At 37.2% G+C, this 18,381-nt stretch carries 13 protein-coding genes; 11 read left to right on the top strand and 2 right to left on the bottom strand.

What is annotated here, in order from left to right:
- Nucleotides 1-5 precede the first annotated feature (5 nt).
- Both KTH89_RS08510 and glf read left to right on the top strand, forming a co-directional pair.
- Nucleotides 6-2,330, top strand: coding sequence for a glycosyltransferase family protein (locus tag KTH89_RS08510; RefSeq protein ID WP_238721375.1), 2,325 nt, complete (start codon nucleotides 6-8; stop codon nucleotides 2,328-2,330).
- Nucleotides 2,323-3,429 carry a UDP-galactopyranose mutase gene (glf, locus tag KTH89_RS08505; RefSeq protein WP_158346188.1) on the top strand — a complete coding sequence of 369 codons (1,107 nt, stop codon included), beginning with the start codon at nucleotides 2,323-2,325 and terminating at the stop codon, nucleotides 3,427-3,429. Before KTH89_RS08510 ends, glf begins: the two co-directional genes overlap by 8 nt.
- A gap of 151 nt (nucleotides 3,430-3,580) precedes the next feature.
- Here glf and KTH89_RS08500 read toward each other — a convergent pair whose 3' ends face one another.
- Nucleotides 3,581-4,972, bottom strand: a complete 1,392-nt coding sequence (locus KTH89_RS08500; RefSeq protein ID WP_158346186.1) for an ArnT family glycosyltransferase — start codon at nucleotides 4,970-4,972, stop codon at nucleotides 3,581-3,583.
- The gene (locus KTH89_RS08495; protein ID WP_158346184.1) at nucleotides 4,965-8,120 is read right to left on the bottom strand and encodes a fucose pyrophosphorylase domain-containing protein; all 3,156 of its coding nucleotides are present in this window, start codon (nucleotides 8,118-8,120) and stop codon (nucleotides 4,965-4,967) included. Before KTH89_RS08495 ends, KTH89_RS08500 begins: the two co-directional genes overlap by 8 nt.
- Before the next feature lie 295 nt (nucleotides 8,121-8,415).
- Here KTH89_RS08495 and rffA point away from each other — a divergent pair, with 295 nt between their 5' ends.
- From rffA to rfbA, 9 genes are all read left to right on the top strand, one after another.
- Nucleotides 8,416-9,540 carry a dTDP-4-amino-4,6-dideoxygalactose transaminase gene (gene rffA, locus KTH89_RS08490; RefSeq protein WP_158346182.1) on the top strand — a complete coding sequence of 375 codons (1,125 nt, stop codon included), beginning with the start codon at nucleotides 8,416-8,418 and terminating at the stop codon, nucleotides 9,538-9,540.
- A gap of 8 nt (nucleotides 9,541-9,548) precedes the next feature.
- Nucleotides 9,549-10,748 carry a lipopolysaccharide biosynthesis protein gene (locus KTH89_RS08485; RefSeq protein ID WP_158346180.1) on the top strand — a complete coding sequence of 400 codons (1,200 nt, stop codon included), beginning with the start codon at nucleotides 9,549-9,551 and terminating at the stop codon, nucleotides 10,746-10,748.
- Entirely contained in the window at nucleotides 10,745-11,878 is a 1,134-nt protein-coding gene (locus tag KTH89_RS08480; RefSeq protein WP_158346178.1) for an ATP-grasp domain-containing protein, read from the top strand. The genes KTH89_RS08485 and KTH89_RS08480 overlap by 4 nt, the downstream gene beginning before the upstream one ends.
- A 25-nt stretch (nucleotides 11,879-11,903) precedes the next feature.
- Nucleotides 11,904-12,899: an NAD-dependent epimerase/dehydratase family protein gene (locus tag KTH89_RS08475; protein ID WP_158346176.1), complete on the top strand. Its 996-nt coding sequence runs from the start codon at nucleotides 11,904-11,906 to the stop codon at nucleotides 12,897-12,899.
- 12 nt (nucleotides 12,900-12,911) lie between these two features.
- Complete coding sequence (locus KTH89_RS08470) at nucleotides 12,912-13,862, top strand: glycosyltransferase (protein ID WP_238721374.1); 951 nt, start codon at nucleotides 12,912-12,914, stop codon at nucleotides 13,860-13,862.
- Nucleotides 13,863-13,894: 32 nt separating this feature from the next.
- On the top strand, nucleotides 13,895-14,665 hold the full coding sequence (locus KTH89_RS08465) for a hypothetical protein (RefSeq protein WP_158346174.1): 771 nt from the start codon (nucleotides 13,895-13,897) through the stop codon (nucleotides 14,663-14,665).
- On the top strand, nucleotides 14,649-15,962 hold the full coding sequence (locus KTH89_RS08460; RefSeq protein ID WP_158346172.1) for a glycosyltransferase family 39 protein: 1,314 nt from the start codon (nucleotides 14,649-14,651) through the stop codon (nucleotides 15,960-15,962). The genes KTH89_RS08465 and KTH89_RS08460 overlap by 17 nt, the downstream gene beginning before the upstream one ends.
- A 397-nt stretch (nucleotides 15,963-16,359) precedes the next feature.
- Entirely contained in the window at nucleotides 16,360-17,436 is a 1,077-nt protein-coding gene (gene rfbB, locus KTH89_RS08455; RefSeq protein WP_158346170.1) for a dTDP-glucose 4,6-dehydratase, read from the top strand.
- 69 nt (nucleotides 17,437-17,505) lie between these two features.
- A complete protein-coding gene (gene rfbA, locus KTH89_RS08450; RefSeq protein WP_158346168.1) occupies nucleotides 17,506-18,375 on the top strand; it encodes a glucose-1-phosphate thymidylyltransferase RfbA in 870 nt (289 codons plus the stop codon).
- Nucleotides 18,376-18,381: the final 6 nt, after the last annotated feature.

The raw sequence follows: 18,381 nt of genomic DNA, 5'->3' as shown, positions 1-18,381 counted from the left end.
GTAGAATGAGCAGGCTGGCAGAATGCATAAAACGCTATTGGCTGTTATACTTCATTTGCCTGGGTGTGATCATCTGGGGAATAGTAAGCTGGAACACAAGTTCCAGCTTTTATGAACGTGCATTTCAAAAAGAAGCACTGACGATATCGGAAGAAGTAGAACAATGCTATGTAGTCTCACCGGATGTGTATCTGGAACCGGGAGAATACGTGGCATTTTTGGCGTTATCGGCCGGCCATGGCAATATGGAGTTTACGGTATATGATACGTACGGGGTGTCCCGGGATAATGAAACAGGGATCGTCTTGGGGTCCTTTGTACTGGAAGCAGGCAGTGATGCCGGAAGTATTTCGTTCTCTGTGGAGCAGGAGATGAAGCATGTACATATGCAGCTGACCTGTTCGGAGGATGACGCGGAGCTGATATCGGAAATAAAAGTCCGGTCTGCAGAGCCTATTTATCATGATTCTCTCGTTTGGATACTACTGGCCTTGTTAGTAATGGCAGTATTTTCTGTCTATACACTATGGTCAGGTGATAAGAGTGATGCAGAGGAGAAAAGGAAACGTCTGGTGATAGTGGGAGTACTTCTCTTGGCGGCTGTCATCGCCAGTTTACCAATATTTTATCAGACTATCTATTGGGGACACGATATCTGGTTTCATTTGAGCCGGATAGACGGGATTGCCCAGGGAATTCTGAACGGACAGTTCCCGGTACGGATGCATTCCAACGGAAACCATGGATTTGGATATGCGTCGTCAGTTTTTTACCCGGAGTTTTTTCTGTATATACCGGCTGTTTTGAGGATTCTGGGTGTGTCCACTTATATGGCCTATAAAACGCTGCTGGTGGGTATGAATCTGGCAGCGGCAGTGATCGCTTATTATAGCTTCTCTAAATTGCTGAAATCGCGTAAAATTGGCCTCCTGGCGGCTGTTCTGTATATCCTGTCACTGTATCGTCTGATTAATCTGTATACAAGGGCCGCTGTAGGGGAGAGCCTGGCCATGGTTTTTTTTCCTCTGCTGATGTGGGCTGTCTATGAGATTGTCCGGGGAAATGAGGAAAAATGGCTGTGGACGGCAGCGGCGTATACTTGCATCATACAGTCCCATGTAATTTCCGTTGTTCTTGCGGCTATATGCATTTTGATTTATCTGCTATGCAATCCAGGATTTTTTCGGAAAAAAAAGAGGCTTATCGCTATGGGTAAGGCAGCAGGAACCACACTTTTACTGAACCTTTGGTTTTTCATACCACTATTGACGCATATCAGATACCCGTATTTTTCTACAGAGATGAATTACCGTATGCGGGATGGCAGCTTGTATCTGAATCAATTGCTGGCGGTAACCGGTTTTCAGCCACAGGCTTTGAGCATGGATCTGGGTGAGGCTGCCGGGGAGATGCCCTATGCGGTTGGATTCGGGCTGTTGGCCGGAGCGGCGTTATTTCTTGTCTGGTATTTATTGGAAAATAATGAAAAGGGATATTTTAATAAAGGCTCTCACAGCGGTGTGGGCTTACACAGGAAGATAGGTATCTTTTGCCTCTGGATGTCAATTGGAGCGGTTGTGATGACACTTTATCCGTTTCCCTGGGACATGGTGCAGGGTATACCGGGGCTAGGGAAAGTACTCGGGATTTTTCAGTATCCATGGAGATTTTTGTCTGTGCCTGCTTTATTCTTGTCTGTAACGGCAGCGCTTGGATTTTCATATTTTTGTATAAAAGCGGAAGCAGGAAGAATTATGTACGCCGCTGGTGTGGCAGCAGCAGTGTTTTGCGCGTTGCTGTATCTAAATGTTTTCTGCGAAGATTCTGTATATTTCCTTAACCGGGAAGAGATGCCGATGGATAAATATGATTACATGTATACGATGGCGGATGGAAACTGGGGTGCTTTCCAACAGAGAAATAATCAGCTGGAGGCCAGCCGTCCGGGAACGGTTTTCACGGAGTTTGAGCATGGATATGGGCACGTGTCCTTTCGCTATGTGATGGATGATCGGACAGAGGAAGACTATTTTGAAGTTCCGTTGATATTTGATCCCGATTACAGAATCATTTATAGTACTGGCAGTAAAGATAAGGAGTATGACAGCGGGAGAGAAATCGAAGGCGGGTGGAGCAGTAACAGCCTTCTGACGGTGTCGCCGCCGGAGAATGAAGGGGTGATTACGGTGGATTACCGGTTACCCTGGTACGACCGGGTAGGGGATTTGTTATCGCTGGTGACGTTGCTTGGGTTGCTGGGCGGAGTTGTTTGGCATAGAAAACACTGCCGTGTGAATAAAGGGCAGGGAACGGAGAAGAGGAATGGCTGAATTTGATTATTTGATTATCGGAGCGGGATTATATGGATCTGTTTTTGCGCACGAGATGAAAAACCGTGGAAGCAAGTGTCTGGTTCTGGAGAAAAGGGATAATGTCGGGGGCAATATTTATACGGAAGAGGTAGAAGGAATACAGGTACACCGGTATGGGGCCCACATTTTTCATACAAGTGATCCAAGTATATGGAATTATGTAAATCAATTTGCGGATTTTAACCGGTATACCAATTCGCCTGTTGCAAGATACAAAGATGAGTTATATAACCTGCCATTTAATATGAATACGTTTCATCAGTTGTGGGGAGTAATCTCACCGGCTGAGGCAAAAGAAATGATTGAGCGTCAGAAGAAAGAGTGTGGGATTAACGAACCGAAGAATCTGGAAGAGCAGGCGCTGATGCTGGTAGGTCGGGATATTTATGAAAAGCTGGTAAAAGGTTATACGGAAAAACAATGGGGAAGACGGGCAAGTGAGCTTCCTGCTTTTATTATTAACAGGCTGCCGGTCCGCTTCATCTATGATAATAATTATTTTAACGACTGTTATCAGGGAATACCAATCGGTGGTTATACGAAAATGATAGAAAATATGCTGGATGGGGTCGAAGTAAAGCTAAATACAGACTATCTGGCAGATAAAGAAGCCTGGGACAAAACCGCGGACAGAATCCTGTTTACCGGCGGAATCGATGATTACTTTGGCTACTGCTACGGGCCATTGGAATACCGGAGCCTCAGATTTGAAAGTGAGATGCTGGATATGGAAAATTATCAGGGGAATGCGGTGGTAAATTATACAGAATTTGAAGTGCCATACACCAGGATCATTGAGCATAAGCATTTCGAGTTTGGCAAGCAGGAAAAAACAGTGATTACACGGGAGTATCCGATGGATTGGCAGTGCGGAATGGAAGCGTACTACCCGGTAAATAATGAAAAGAACAATGCTCTTTATGAGAAATACAGGGGGCTTGGCGGGAAAGAGCAGAAGGTTATGTTCGGCGGTAGACTTGGCATGTATCGTTATCTTGATATGGATAAAGTGGTGAAAGCGGCGTTGCAGGCCGTAGAACGTATAACAGAGAAATAAAATACAGAAAGAAAAATAAAAGACGAAAAAGCACAGGATAAATACAAATCGTATTTACTAATCCTGTGCTTTTTTCTATAATTTTTAAATACCAATCTATATTGACTTATTAACTTGATAATAGATGCCGTGTAATAGAATCACAAAGAGATCAGTTCATGGACAGACAGGCAACTCGATAACTCCAGAAACCTACAAAACTAATACCAAGTACTATTACACAAATCAATATTTTTATCACTGTATTGGCCATTTTGTTCTTAATAAAACTATCAAGGAGTTTAGTAATGCCGTATACAGTAAAATACATGAGCGGTATCAACATCGGCATACTGTAGCGTCCCTGGGGCTGATAGTCAATCGCGTACGAGGCATACAGGTTCAGGACATTCGGAATGATGAGAGCAAGAATCATGAACCAGTTAAAGAATCCTTTTTCCAGCCATTTTCCGTCTTTGCGAAGAGCTAACAGTTTTGGTATTTCAATGATACAGCCTAAAATACCGACCGCAAAGATTATCTTATAAATAGTATAGCATACCGTCGGAATCAAAACTGCCATCTCTTTAAAGATACCGATGAAACTCTTGAATGTGTCGGAATGCCATTTCCACTCCCAGAACAGCATTTTTAAGGCTTCTGAGGCTGAGACACCCGACATCTTAATGGTCCAGTGCTTGGACGGTTTGAATGCGTCCTGGGCGTGCAGTTCACCGCAGATATCCCTGGCGGTTAATCCAAGGAAGTCACCCTGATAGAGGATGGCATTTCTAATAAACCACCAGCCGGCCAGTACCAGGAAAACAGCCAACACAACAAGACCTTTTTGAATCATGCTCTTGAAATCCCACTTCTTATCCTGACAAAGCAGGATCGTCAAACAGAACAAGAAAAAGCTGCATAGCAGGAAACCGTAAGCGGTCACATAGGAGAGCGCACAAAGAGAAAGCCCTACTCCAAGCCAGATACAACTTTTCATATCCCATTTTCTCTCCAGTCCGATGATCCAGCTATAAACGATCACAGCGGTACTGAAGATCGCCATACTTTCGCAGTTCATATAGGAATTCAGGTACACCATCTGAGGCAGGAAAGTGACGAGAAAGATAAAAATCCATCCATCCGCTTTAGCGGGAAGCAGCTTCCTGGCTATCTTTATGGTGAACCAGACAGTACCTGCTCCGAAAAATACACTGGCCAGCCGTCCGGCAAAGATCAGGACATGCATATCTTCCGTAAATAATTTCGCTATACGGATGAACAACGCGCTGAAAATATGGGGAATATAGGGCTGAAAAGCATAGCTGAATCCCCAAATCGGGTTTATGATGGAAGGATCGTCTCCTCTGGGAAGAGACCAATGTTCTACCAAGTAATTTACAATGTCATAGCGCATCAGTTCATCGGGACCGTCCATATAGGAGGACTGCCAGGCCCACAGCAGAAAGAAAACTGCTGCCAGACCGACGAAAATCAAATCAATCGCCAGCTGTCTTTTCTGCGCGCTGCCTGCAGTCATATCCCGGGTTTGAATCTTAGTCATACAATACCTCGCAATCCCAAACGTCTACGCCGCTGTCCTGGAAGACGCCGCGGAGCCGTTCTCTTAATTGTTCGTGGGTAACTCCCTTTTTCATAATTACCTGTATGAATCCGCCGCCGCCGGCTCCGGCGATGAAACGGGCGTCGATCAAATCCTCACAGGATAAGAATATCTGATCGATGCAGGTGTTCGTGGAACCATGGTCCAGCTGTTTGGAGAGTTCCCAATGTTGATTTATCAGTTCAGCAAAGCCATCCACGTTATCACGGTCCAGCTCAAATTTCATCAGCGCTGCCAGACGCTGAATATCATGAAGGGCATGAATAGATTCCGGCCGTGAGCCGATATATCCGCCGACCACATCCCGAAGTAGGTTTCTGGCCAGTCTGCGCTGTCCGGTATAGATCAGGGCGTAGCGGTCATTGATCTCCTTTTTCGTCTGATCGGAGAGATGAACCTGCTCAACCTGGATCTTCTGTAAAATACCGGGCGTAGTGGTACAATATTTTACACCAGGCGTCAGTCCGCCGACCTGATCCTGCCAGCCGCCGCCGGTGCTCATCACCTGCTCCATACACAGGACAATATCATATAATTCGTTGTCAGACAAGTCTTGTCCCAAAAATTCGAAGATTCCTTTTACGCAGGCTCCGGATAAAATGCTGCTGGTTCCAAGGCCAGAGCCTTTGGGCACGCCGATAACCTGAGTGGACAGATAAATGCCGCCGCCAAGTTTTTTCAAGTGTTCACTGAGATGACAAGGGCCCTCCAGTGGGATCACGCCGCAGGCGATCAAAGCGGCCTTGTGCAGCGCAAATGGATCAAATGGATCATGGCAATTCTGGATATCCGCAGCGTCCTCTACGGTACCGAACACACCGATGTCCTGGCTCTCGAATTCAACGTGGTACTCCGGTAGACGTTTTAACGTAATCTGGATCGGCAGGGTTCCCCGCAGCTTTAACGCAGCATTCAGAACTACACCACCGCATTCATTGCAGTGAGGAGGAGTATCTGACCAGCCGCCTCCCCAGTTGACACGCACCGGGAGACTCACGTCTACACGGTCTTTGCAGATGCGGTAGGAATCACTGTTTTTAATATTTGCGATTACACTATTATATATTTCTAACTGTATAGTCTCAAAACAGAGGCTTTCCACTTTGTCGTAGGAGTATTCACCGAAGATCAGGGAATGTTCCTTCATGAAGCGGGAGACCGCATAGTATATACGGATTTTAGTGGAGAAGGGAGCTGTTTCTGCCTTTTCTAAAAGTAAATCAAACTGATGATGCCGAATGCCGGAGATGCCGAATACGGCGAGGGCCTCTTTATAGTAGACGCCTGATTCCAGTTTATGGATGAACTTGTCCACCAGGATCCGGGTCTTTAGTTCCTGGGTCCATGGAATAACGGATTTTACATCCGCTTCGTTGAAGCTGGAATACAGGCTCATACGGGGGGCGGTTTTCCAGGCGGCTATTTCATCAGCGGATAGAGCTGTTCCCCCGGTGGATGCGGCCGTCTCATCAACTGATACGGATGAGTGAGCCATATGATAGAGTATGATAGCATAGTGAACAGCCTGCTCCATAGTGTCACAGATAGGATACAAGTTGGCGAACCACAGATATGCGGGCTGATCCGGCCAGATATCCGATTCGGTTAGTTGGTAATTATCCATAAATTTTCGGATGGGTTGGCCCAAGAAGGAAGTATCCTGCTCTAATGTGCCTTTTGGATTGTCATGTACGCCATAGATACGCACAATGTATTTCCCGCTTTTTAATCGAAGGCCGTGAAGAACGACGTCGCCAGGAACGGATATGTCTCTTAAAGTAAGATTTGAAACAACTGATCCGTTTCCAATGTTGGAAGAACCCAGAATTTTGCTGTTTTCGATATAAGAGCTAGCACCTACTTTGGAGGCATCTTCTATGAGACTGTTATGGGAAGCAAAAGGTACCGTTTCGGGCACATTCGTGATTACACTGCGCTTCCAGTCCAGAAATTCATAGTCAGCGATATCTGTGGTGACCAGAGAGAGCAATTCGGCGGTGGTACCAAAATGAATAAATTCCGCCGGGGAGAGACAGAGAAGTTTCATATTGAAATTGTGAAGCGCTTCCCATAATTTCGTCCGGCAATCGTGTAACTCCTGGCAGAATTCACCCTCGGGGGCTTCCGTGTAATATTGCTCTAATGTAGATTTACGCGCCAGAGGATAGAGAAAATCACCGTAGAAACTGATACGGGAGTTCTCGTTGACGAATTCGTTGAATTTGGTCTGATCCGGCTGATTGTTGGTGCTGATCAGGGAGTAGAGCGCGTTTAACAGGTCGCTGTCCATAATGACGGCGCCGGTATCAAGGTCCACGTGGTCATGGTCGTTGACCGCCCCCAGGGCACGAAGCTGGTCGATGGATTGTTTGTGGAGAAAACGGTCTACGTGGTCATGACCATCATTTAAGAAGACCCCGTGGTCTTTGCCGGTGTTTACGTGCTCTTTTATGGAGATGGCGGCCGCGCCGTGATATTGGAAATCCAGCTGAAGCGGATTGAACAACAAAAGGACATCGCCGGAAAGGATGAGCATACCTTCCTTTATGCGGGAAGGGATACCGGACATGGCGATGATGAATTCGTCAAATAAGGTGGATGGATAACCATTGGGCAGTTCTCTGGGCACCGGTGAGAAGAGCTTCCCGCAGGCAGAGTATTGAGGAACACGCTTGCTGTCGCCGCCTGAGTGGATAACCAGGATCCGCTTGTTGGCGAAATGGTTGGAGGCATCTGTTGAGAATCTTTGAGACTGGGCGTCAGCAGTTTCTGTGTCCTTTTGTATGTCTTGTTCGGCGATGTAGCGAAGAACGTTGAAAGTGGCACCGCCGGAACCGACCCGCTTGCCATCCGGGTCGGGAAGTACGACGTATTTGGTCGTCGCGGGGAGCAGATGGTGTTTTAGCCGGAAGCTGATCTGAGACTGGTAGGCTTCGGCCTGGTCTGAATTCGAGGCGGTCAGGATGATGTAGTCCCAACGGATGTAGCTTTCGTTTTGAATGCTTTTTTCGTAGTCTTCCCAGGAGTCTAGGTAGCTTTGACGGAGGAAGAGATGTTTTATTTTTTTGTATTCAGGGGGTGTTTGCATATTTGTATCCTCGCATTTCTGGAATGTATTCTATTGGCTGTTTGTATAAAGTACGATAGAATTGGAAACAGCCTACTTATGGGTTATGATAACATATTATAAGTATTTTTCATAGTTTTCAATAGAAATCCTTGCTAATATCGTTATTAGGGAAGTATAATACTTAAGCAGATTATCTATTATTAAGCGAAAAGGTATAAAAGTAATGAATAAAAATCATATACTTTTTTTAATAATGAAAACATGGTATAATACAGCAATGCAATATAACCAATTTAGAATTAGGAGATCAATCATGATTAGTTTTAATGTGCCACCTTATGTGGGGATGGAAGAAATATACATTAATGATGTAATAAAGAATAAAAAAATATGTGGTGATGGAGTCTTTACCCAAAAGTGTAATCATTGGTTAGAAAATAATACTGGTGTGTGTAAGGCATTATTAACTACATCATGCACACATGCGACAGAAATGGCAGCATTGCTTGCTGGTATACAAAAAGGCGATGAGGTAATTATGCCTTCCTATACGTTTGTTTCCACAGCTAATGCATTTGTTTTACGTGGAGCAAAAGTTATCTTTGTAGATATCCGTCCAGATACAATGAATATAGACGAGTCTTTAATAGAGGATGCAATTACGAAGAATACTAAAGCTATAGTACCAGTTCATTATGCAGGCGTAGGATGTGAAATGGATACTATAATGGAAATTGCATCGAGACATAATTTATTTGTTATAGAGGATGCTGCACAAGGAATCATGAGTACGTATAATGGAAAGGCATTAGGGTCAATGGGGGATTTTGGATGCTATAGTTTTCATGAAACTAAAAATTTAAGTATGGGTGAAGGCGGAGCTTTACTGGTTAGGGATCCAAAATATATTGAAAGTGCAGAAATAATTAGAGAAAAAGGAACAAATCGAAGTAAATTTTTTAGAGGAGAGATAGATAAGTATAACTGGGTGGAGATGGGATCGTCTTATTTGCCAAGTGAGATTAATGCAGCTTATTTGTGGGCTCAGCTTGAGGTGGCTGATAAGATTAAGGAAAATCGTATGGAAGCTTGGAATTTTTATTATGATAGTCTTGAAAAATTAGAAAAAAAGGGTTTTATTAAAAGACCATATATACCAGGGAATTGTAAACATAATGCTCACATGTTTTATATAAAGGTAAAAGATCTGAAGACAAGAACAGAACTTATAGCATTTTTAAGGAAGAATAATATTAATTCAGTATTTCACTATTTACCTCTTCACAATTCACCAGCAGGAAAAAAATATGGGTCATTTTTTGGCATAGATAAATATACGACCGTTGAAAGTGAGCGTTTGCTTCGTTTGCCGCTTTATTATGGAATTAACGAAAATGTTGAAATGGTTGTAGAAGCAATTTTAAAGTTTTATAATTAGGTAGAGAAATGATAAAAAAGAAAAATATAGCACTTGATTTAGCCTACTGTATTATAGCTGTAGGAATAATGAATCTTGTTTTACAACTGATAGTATATCCCATAATTAATGGTAGAGTTGGTGAAGCAAGTTTTGGTAATATTTTGTATTTTATTGGTGTAATGAATATATTATCACCAGCATTTGGATTGGCATTAAACAATACGCGCCTGGTAACACCAAATAGGGAAAGAACAGAAAATTATGATTACGTTAAAATTTTGTCATATTTCTCATTGGCTTCTGTTGTGATTGTCTTATTGTTAAGCATTTTTAACAATAATTTTTCAGTGGTTGATTTGGTTCTTTTTTCAATAGTTATTATATTGGCTTTAGTTAGAAATTATTCATCTGTTGAATACAGACTAAGCCTTAATTATAAAAGGCAAATGAATTTTTATTTGATTATATCTATTGGCTATTTGGGTGGCTTAGGTATTTGGTATGTAACGAGATACTGGCAGTTTATATTTATATTGGGAGAGGCGGCAGCACTGTTTTATATAAAAATAACAGGTAGGGTTTTCAATCTTTCAAATAAGAAAACATCGATATATTTCAAAGAAATATTCAAATCTTCTACTTTACTTGCTGCATCATATTTGTTAACTTATTTTATGTGTAACTTAGATAGGTTTGTATTACTAAAATGTGTGAATAGTGAAGCGGTTTCCCAATATTATGTGTTATCATTACTGGGAAAGACAATAGCTATTATAAGTGGGCCTATAAATAGTATAGTTATTGGATATTTAACCAAGGACAAACGTCAAATAACCAAAAATATATTCTTAAAATGTATCTTTTTAATGGTTAGTTTGGGCGGGCTTTTTTGGATAATATGTTCTGGGATTACACCTATATATATAAAAATTCTTTATCCTAATCTTTATACTAATGTTTTACAATTTAATTTATTGGTAAATTTAGCTCAAATATTATATTTTATAACAAATATACTATTAGTTGTTGTTCTTACGATTTGTAGTACTAAATGGCAATTTTGGGTACAAGGAATATATGCATTTTTTTATTTAGCCAGTTCTATATTTTTATCAATCAATTTTGGACTTTATGGTTATGTTTGTTCTGCAGTAATATCTAATTTGATATATTTCATACTTGCGTTCGTTGTTGGATATAAATTCGCTGGGAGGAAAATAAGGTGAAAAAAATAGTTATTATAGGTGCCAATAGTTTTCAGAATAGGCTTATTTTAGAAGCGAAAAGATTGGGATATGAAACTCATGTATTTGCTTGGAAATGCGGAGATGTCGGTGAATATACTGCTGATTTTTTTTATCCAATTAGTATAGTTGAGAAAGAGAAAATATTGGAAATAAGTAAAAAAATTAATCCTGTTGCTGTAGTTGCAATTGCATCAGATTTGGCCAGTTTAACAGCTAATTATCTAGCAAGGCATTTAGGCTTAATAGCTAATTCAGAAGAATGTGATCAATTATCAACAAATAAATATTTAATGAGACAAGCATTTTTGAATGCGGGTATTCCAACTCCGAATTTTGTATGCATAAATTCCAAAGATATAGATCTTAAAAGAGATATACGGGGCTTACAATTACCTTTGATAATCAAGCCTACTGATCGATCAGGTAGTAGGGCTATTACGAGGGTTGATGATATTATTGATATTCCAATTGCTGTGAATAATGCAATTAATCAATCATTCGAAAATGCAGCAATAGTCGAAGAATATATTGATGGAGAAGAATATAGTTGTGAATGTATTTCATTTAATGGTAAACATAGTGTGTTGGCTTTTACTAAAAAATTCACCACAGGAGAACCAAATTATATTGAGGTTGGGCATATTCAACCTGCTTCTCTAAGTTATAAGCTAATAGAAAAGATAACGGTTCAAATTTATGCTGCTTTAGATGCGTTAAAAATAAAATATGGCGCATCTCATAGCGAATTTAAAATAACTCCACAAGGGAATATAAGAATCATAGAAATTGGGGCAAGAATGGGTGGCGATTGTATAGGATCTGATTTAGTTAAATTATCAACAGGAAATAATTTTTTGGAATTAGTAATAAATGTGGCATGTGGTATTGAACCAGTGATCAAAAGACAACAATTAGGCTTTGCAGGTATTAAATTTTTTATGAATATGGCTGATATTATTGCTTTTAATTCATTTAAAAATAAATACCAAGACATGATTTTTTATGAAAGTCCATTAAAAATTTATGATAAAGTAGTTGATAGCTCTAGTAGATTAGGTTATTTTATAGTGCATGGTAATAATTTAAGTGATGTAATGAATATATTTTAAATCTTATAAAGAAGAGGGGTTTAACATGAATAGTAAAAAAAGAATTCTTATTTTTGGGGCAACAGGTGATACTGGGATATATGTAACTGAGTATTTCAACAATTTTTTAGATGAGAATGAGTATGAAGTTATACCCATCGGAAGAAGAAAAACAGATTATTTTAAGAGGTATAATCTAAGTTACTATTCCGTTGATATTGAAAAAGCAGAAGATTTTGATAAGTTGCCAACAGGTAATGTATATGCAATAGTACATTTGGCGGCGCTGTTACCTGCGAGAATGAAAGGGTACGAACCTGAAAAATATATTTTTACAAATATTTTAGGGACATTAAATGTTTTGGAATATTGTAAAAAAGTCAATGCAGATCGAATATTGTTTACAAAATCTGTCTCGGATTATTATGGTTACTTAACGGGGAATGATTTTTTTGAGGCGGATATGCCAGTAAAATACAAATACACGGGTGATCATACTATATACGCCATATCTAAATGCACAGCAGTAGAGCTTATAGAGCATTATCATCAATCTTTTGGAATTAAAAACTTTATTTTTCGCTTACCAAATATATATTCTTATTCGCCAGAAAAATATTATTATGTGAATGGTAAACGTCTGCCAATTTCGTATAGATATATGATAGATAGAGCAATAGCTGGTGAACCTATAGAGCTATGGGGGGACCCTAAAAAAGGGCGTGATGTTGTATATGTCAAAGATTTCGCTCAAATTTTATATAGAGCTTTACTAACGGATGTCGAAGGAGGGATTTTTAATGTTGGGTCTGGAAAATTAACCAATATGGTTGAACAAATTACAGGCATCATATCGGTGTTTTGTGATAATAAACAATCAGAAATTATATATTGTCCAGAAAAGAGAGACTGTATTAATTATCTAATGGATATTTCAAAAACAAAAGAAGTTTTGGGATACGAGCCCAAATATAATTATATTAATTACTTACAAGATTATAAGAAAGAAATGGAATCAAATAGATTTGAAGGGTTCTTTTAAGAGGGGAAAACTGTGATAGATAAGAAGATAAGCTTTGTTATTCCATGTTTTAAAAGTGAAAAGACGATTGGTGTGGTGTTAGATGAAATTGTTGATAGCTGTAATAAAAAGGGGTGGGATTATGAGATTATTCCGGTCAACGATGACTCGCCAGATAATGTTTGGAAAGTATTGAAAACCTATGCTACTGATAATAATAGAATAAAGCCCATAGCTTTAGCTAAAAACATGAATAGAACTCCAGCTATAATGGCTGGTTTGTCAAAAGTAAATGGTGAAATAATCGTTACAATGGATGACGATGGTCAATGCCCGGTAGATAAGTTGGAAATGCTTATTTCTCCTTTAGAAGATTCAGCAGATGTATCTATAGCAAAATATCCAAAAAAGAAACAAAGTAGATTTAAAAATTTTGGTAGTAAATTAAACGCTATTATGTCCCAAATTCTTATAGGAAAACCTTCAAATTTACAAATTTCAAACTTTATAGCAATAAAGAGATTTGTTGTTGATGAAATAATTAAATATAATAATCCATATCCTTATTTTAGTGGTTTATTACTCAGAACTACAAGTAGAATTGTAAATGTTCAGATGGAAGAAAGGAATCGGTTAGAGGGAAATTCGACATATACAATGCGAAAGCTGATTAGTGTATGGCTTAATGGTTTTACGGCATTTTCAGTAAAACCATTAAGGATAGCTTCTGTATGTGGATTTATATGCTCTACAGTAGGATTTTTCTTTGGATTATTTATAATAATACGTAAATTCATAAATCCTTCTATATTAGCCGGTTACAGTTCTATAGTTGCGATTTTATTGCTAATGGGTGGTATTATTATGATTATGCTTGGATTGATTGGTGAATATATTGGTAGGATTTATATATGTTTAAATTCCTCACCTCAATATGTGATAAAGGAAACTTTAAATTTAGACGACAATGATGATTTCAAATAAATTGATTTTGTCTAAAAAGATATAGGTTAAATATGAATAATAAGAAATTATTTAGAATATTATTTTTAATTTTTTTAGTTATTAATACCTTTTATTGTATCAACATAATGCGAGAACCAATTTTACAGTTAGTTTTTCCCGAAGAATATCCAATTGTTCAAATAGATGATATAAATAACTTGCAATCAAATGATTTTAAGTTTTTTAATAAGTGCTTATTAGAAGCTAAAGGGAAAGATCCTTATATTATATTAGATTGTGTACCTAAAAAAGTTAATTTTATTAAATTGAATATTACCGGGAAAACTAATCTTGGTGTTTTGACAATATATATTGACACAGGTAAAGGTTTTAATGAAGAAGAAAAAATTATTAAGAGTATTAATTATAATCGTAAACCGATTGAAATAAGAATATGTAGAGAAAAAATTGAAAGATTAAGAATTGATTATGATGTTAGACAATGGAGTCAAGTTACTTTAGATCCACCTTATTTATGTATTGAAAATATAATTTTAAATTATTACCCTTATCATAATATTTTAAGTTTTGCCATAATATATTTAATTTCAACGTTTTTAGTTTTTGGTATGTTTTATAAATTGGTAAGTACAAATAATTACAAAGTAATTTGGATTAAATTTTTAATTATTTTAATTTTAGAATTTGTTTTTAATAATTTCTATATTAATTTTACAATACCAATAGTAGTTAAGGTGATTGGGATTATGTTAGAAATGCTAATAATGTTTTTTTTAATTAAGTTTCCAGTAAGGAATAATAAATATGAGCCACAATTATAAATGGGATAGTAAAAAAACGGAATTAATTTTTTTGATTTTGATTTTTGTATTTTATTTATTATGGGCATTAGTAATACCATTTGGTGAAGGCCCAGATGAACTCATGAGATATGATATACCAAAATTTTTATGTAAATATGGATTCATACCTCATGGAGAAGATCCCAGAATAAGAAATGAGATATGGGGAACATCATATGCATTTTCTCCAATATTGAGTTATATGATTAGTGCTGTTCTTATGAAGATAACGAGTTTTTTTACCAACGAGAATCAATATCTAATAATAGCAGCAAGAATAGCAAGCTGCCTTTTTTCGACCGGCACGGCATTTTTTTGCTTGAAAATTGGAAACAAATTATTAACTAAAAAATTAAAATGGTTATTTGTTTTTTTTGTGACATTGTTACCTCAGTTTGCTTTTATATCGTCTTATGTAAATTGTGATGCAATAGCAGTTTTTGCGGTAGCCTGGTTAATATATGGTCTAATTTTAGGGACTGAAAGAGTGTGGGATTTTAGATCTTGTGCATTTTTAGGAGCAGGTATTGGGATATGCCTTCTAACTTACTATAATACTTATGGTATAATCCTTGTTATTATAATTTATTGTATTTTAAATGTATTATTAAATAAAGATATTAAAAATAAATTTAGATTCATTCTAATGAGGTTTTTATTTGTTTTTGCTGTATCATTTTTGATAGCTGGTTGGTGGTTTATAAGGAATTATATAATATATGATGGAGACATATTAGGAAGAAGTACAGCTAGATATTATGCTGAAATGTTTGCAGTTGAAAGTTTAAAACCTTCTAATAGAATGACACCATTAAAATTGGGATATACTTTAAAATATATGTTAATAGATTTAAACTGGATAAAGCTTACATGCAGAAGTTTTTTTGGTGTTTTTGGAAGAATGACAATTTTTTTAAATGATAAAATTTATTATATTTATTATACAATATTTTTATCCGGTTTATTTGGTACCTTTATTAAAAATAGAACTAGAAACAAAAAGTTTTATCTTTTATATTTGTGTATGATTACTATGTGTATAATTACTATTGGTATAAGTATTTATTATTCTTTTACAAGTGATATGCAACCACAAGGACGCTATTGTTTTCCAATGCTTATACCGTTATGTTACTTAATAACTTTAGGATTAGATAATATCTTTAATAAATTGAGGGGAAGATTTAAAATACTTACTCTATATAGTTTATATTTTTGTTTATTTAGCTTGTCATTATACAGTTTATTTTTTGTGGTTATTCCAATATATTATTAATTTTTCTGTTATAGATGAGCCATTGGATTTATTTTGATGATTTCGCTTGATTAAGGAGGATTATTATGGGCTCTATGGTAATAGCTAAGAGTTTTTGCACAAAATTGTAGGAAGAAATAATTCCATCAAAGCAGCTTTAACATGTGTTTTGTCCATAATACAGTGTCAAAGGAGGTGATATAGGACCTAATACAGAAACGGTTCAGTAGAGCATGAAATGTCGTTGCTGTGAAAAAAAGTCCTCGTTGTCCTTGTTAATAAGCGGTGTCTATTTAATCATAGTTTACTGTTACAAGTTTTTAACAGGCTTGTTAAAAATATTTATTGGTATTGTTATTTAGATATTCTGATGTTATAATAAAGCAAATTGTGTATATTTAATTTTGGAGGAAAAAATATGAGAACTTATTTAGTAACAGGTGGGGCTGGATTTATTGGATCGAATTATATCCACTATATGTTCAAAAAGTATCATGAAGATATAAAAATAATAAACGTTGATAAACTGACATACGCAGGAAACCTTGAAAACTTAAAAGAATTCGAAGCCAGAAATAATTATGTATTTATAAAAGCTGACATCTGTGATAGCGAGACAATTAGCAATATTTTCGAAGAATACGATATTGATAGAGTGGTTCACTTTGCAGCTGAAAGCCATGTGGATAGAAGTATAAAGAATCCAGATGTATTTGTTAAAACGAATGTTTTAGGGACACTAGTAATGTTAAATGCAGCGAAAGATGCTTGGGAAAATGTTGATGGTTCATATGTTGAGGGTAAGAAATTTCTGCATGTTTCCACAGATGAAGTGTATGGTTCTTTAGAAGATGACGGCTCTTATTTCTATGAGAATACTCCATATGATCCGCATAGCCCATATTCAGCGAGTAAAGCAAGTTCAGACTTTTTAGTAAAATCTTATATAGACACATATGGATTTCCGGCAAATATTACTAACTGTAGTAACAATTATGGGCCCTATCAATTTCCTGAGAAACTTATTCCCCTGATGATAAATAACGCCCTTCATGGTGAAAAATTGCCCGTATACGGTGATGGTAAAAACATTAGGGATTGGTTATATGTAGAAGATCATGCAAAAGCTATTGATATGGTGCAGGAATTAGGTAAAATTGGTGAGACTTATAATATTGGTGGACATAATGAAAAGTGTAATATAGATATTATTAATATTATCATTGATACATTAGCAGAAATATTGCCTGAGAATGATCCTAGAAAGAATTTAGTTAGTAAAAATCTTATCACATATGTCGAAGACAGAAAAGGTCATGACAGAAGATATGCGATAGCGCCAGATAAGATAAAAAAAGACATTGGATGGTTCCCAGAGACTATGTTTAAAGATGGTATTAAGAAAACCATTAAGTGGTATCTGGAAAATGAAGCTTGGATGGCAAATGTGACAAGCGGTGATTACCAAAAGTACTATAAAGAAATGTATAAGTAAAACAATTGATACAGCAGTATCCCTTTAGGATACTGCTGGTCTGTGTGTAATAGAGAAGGAGGATTTTTAATGAAAGGTATAATTTTAGCAGGCGGTTCCGGAACGAGGTTATATCCCCTTACAAAAGCAATATCTAAACAAATTATGCCAGTATATGATAAGCCGATGATATATTATCCTTTATCAATTTTAATGTTATCAGATATACGTGATATTTTGATAATTTCTACACCACGTGATTTACCGGTTTTTATTGAATTATTAGGAGATGGGGCTCAACTTGGGTTAAATATTGAATACGCAGTACAGGAAATTCCACGTGGTTTGGCTGATGCATTTTTAGTAGGAGAAAAGTTTATTGGTAATGATAAAGTGGCATTAATTTTGGGGGATAATATTTTTTATGGCCAAAGTTTTTCGCAAATTTTACGAAAAGCAGCAGCTAGAGATGAGGGAGCAACAATATTCGGATATTATGTAAGGGATCCCAGAGAATACGGTGTTGTTGAGTTCGATGAGAATGGAAAGGCATTATCTATAGAAGAAAAACCAGAAAAGCCTAAATCCAATTACGCAGTACCAGGATTGTATTTTTATGACAATAATGTTATAGAGATTGCAAAAAATGTTAAACCTTCAGCAAGGGGTGAAATTGAAATAACAAGTGTTAATAATGAATATTTACGAAGCGGTTTACTTCATGTAGAGACATTGGGAAGAGGATTTGCTTGGTTAGATACGGGAAATCATGATGCTTTATTAGAAGCATCAGATTTTGTTGCAGCATTTCAAAACAGACAGGGGTTATATATATCTTGTATAGAAGAAATTGCCTATAGAAGAGGTTTTATAGGAAAAGAGCAGCTAAATCGATTGGCTCAGCCTCTTTTAAAGACTGCGTATGGACAATATCTATTAGATATTGTAAACGGTTTATAACTAAAA

This window comes from Diplocloster agilis, from assembly GCF_019042275.1.
GTDB classification, from domain to species: Bacteria; Bacillota; Clostridia; order Lachnospirales; family Lachnospiraceae; genus Diplocloster; species Diplocloster agilis.
Note: the sequence above shows the minus strand (reverse complement) of the source record. Positions and strands in the feature narration are given on the sequence as shown.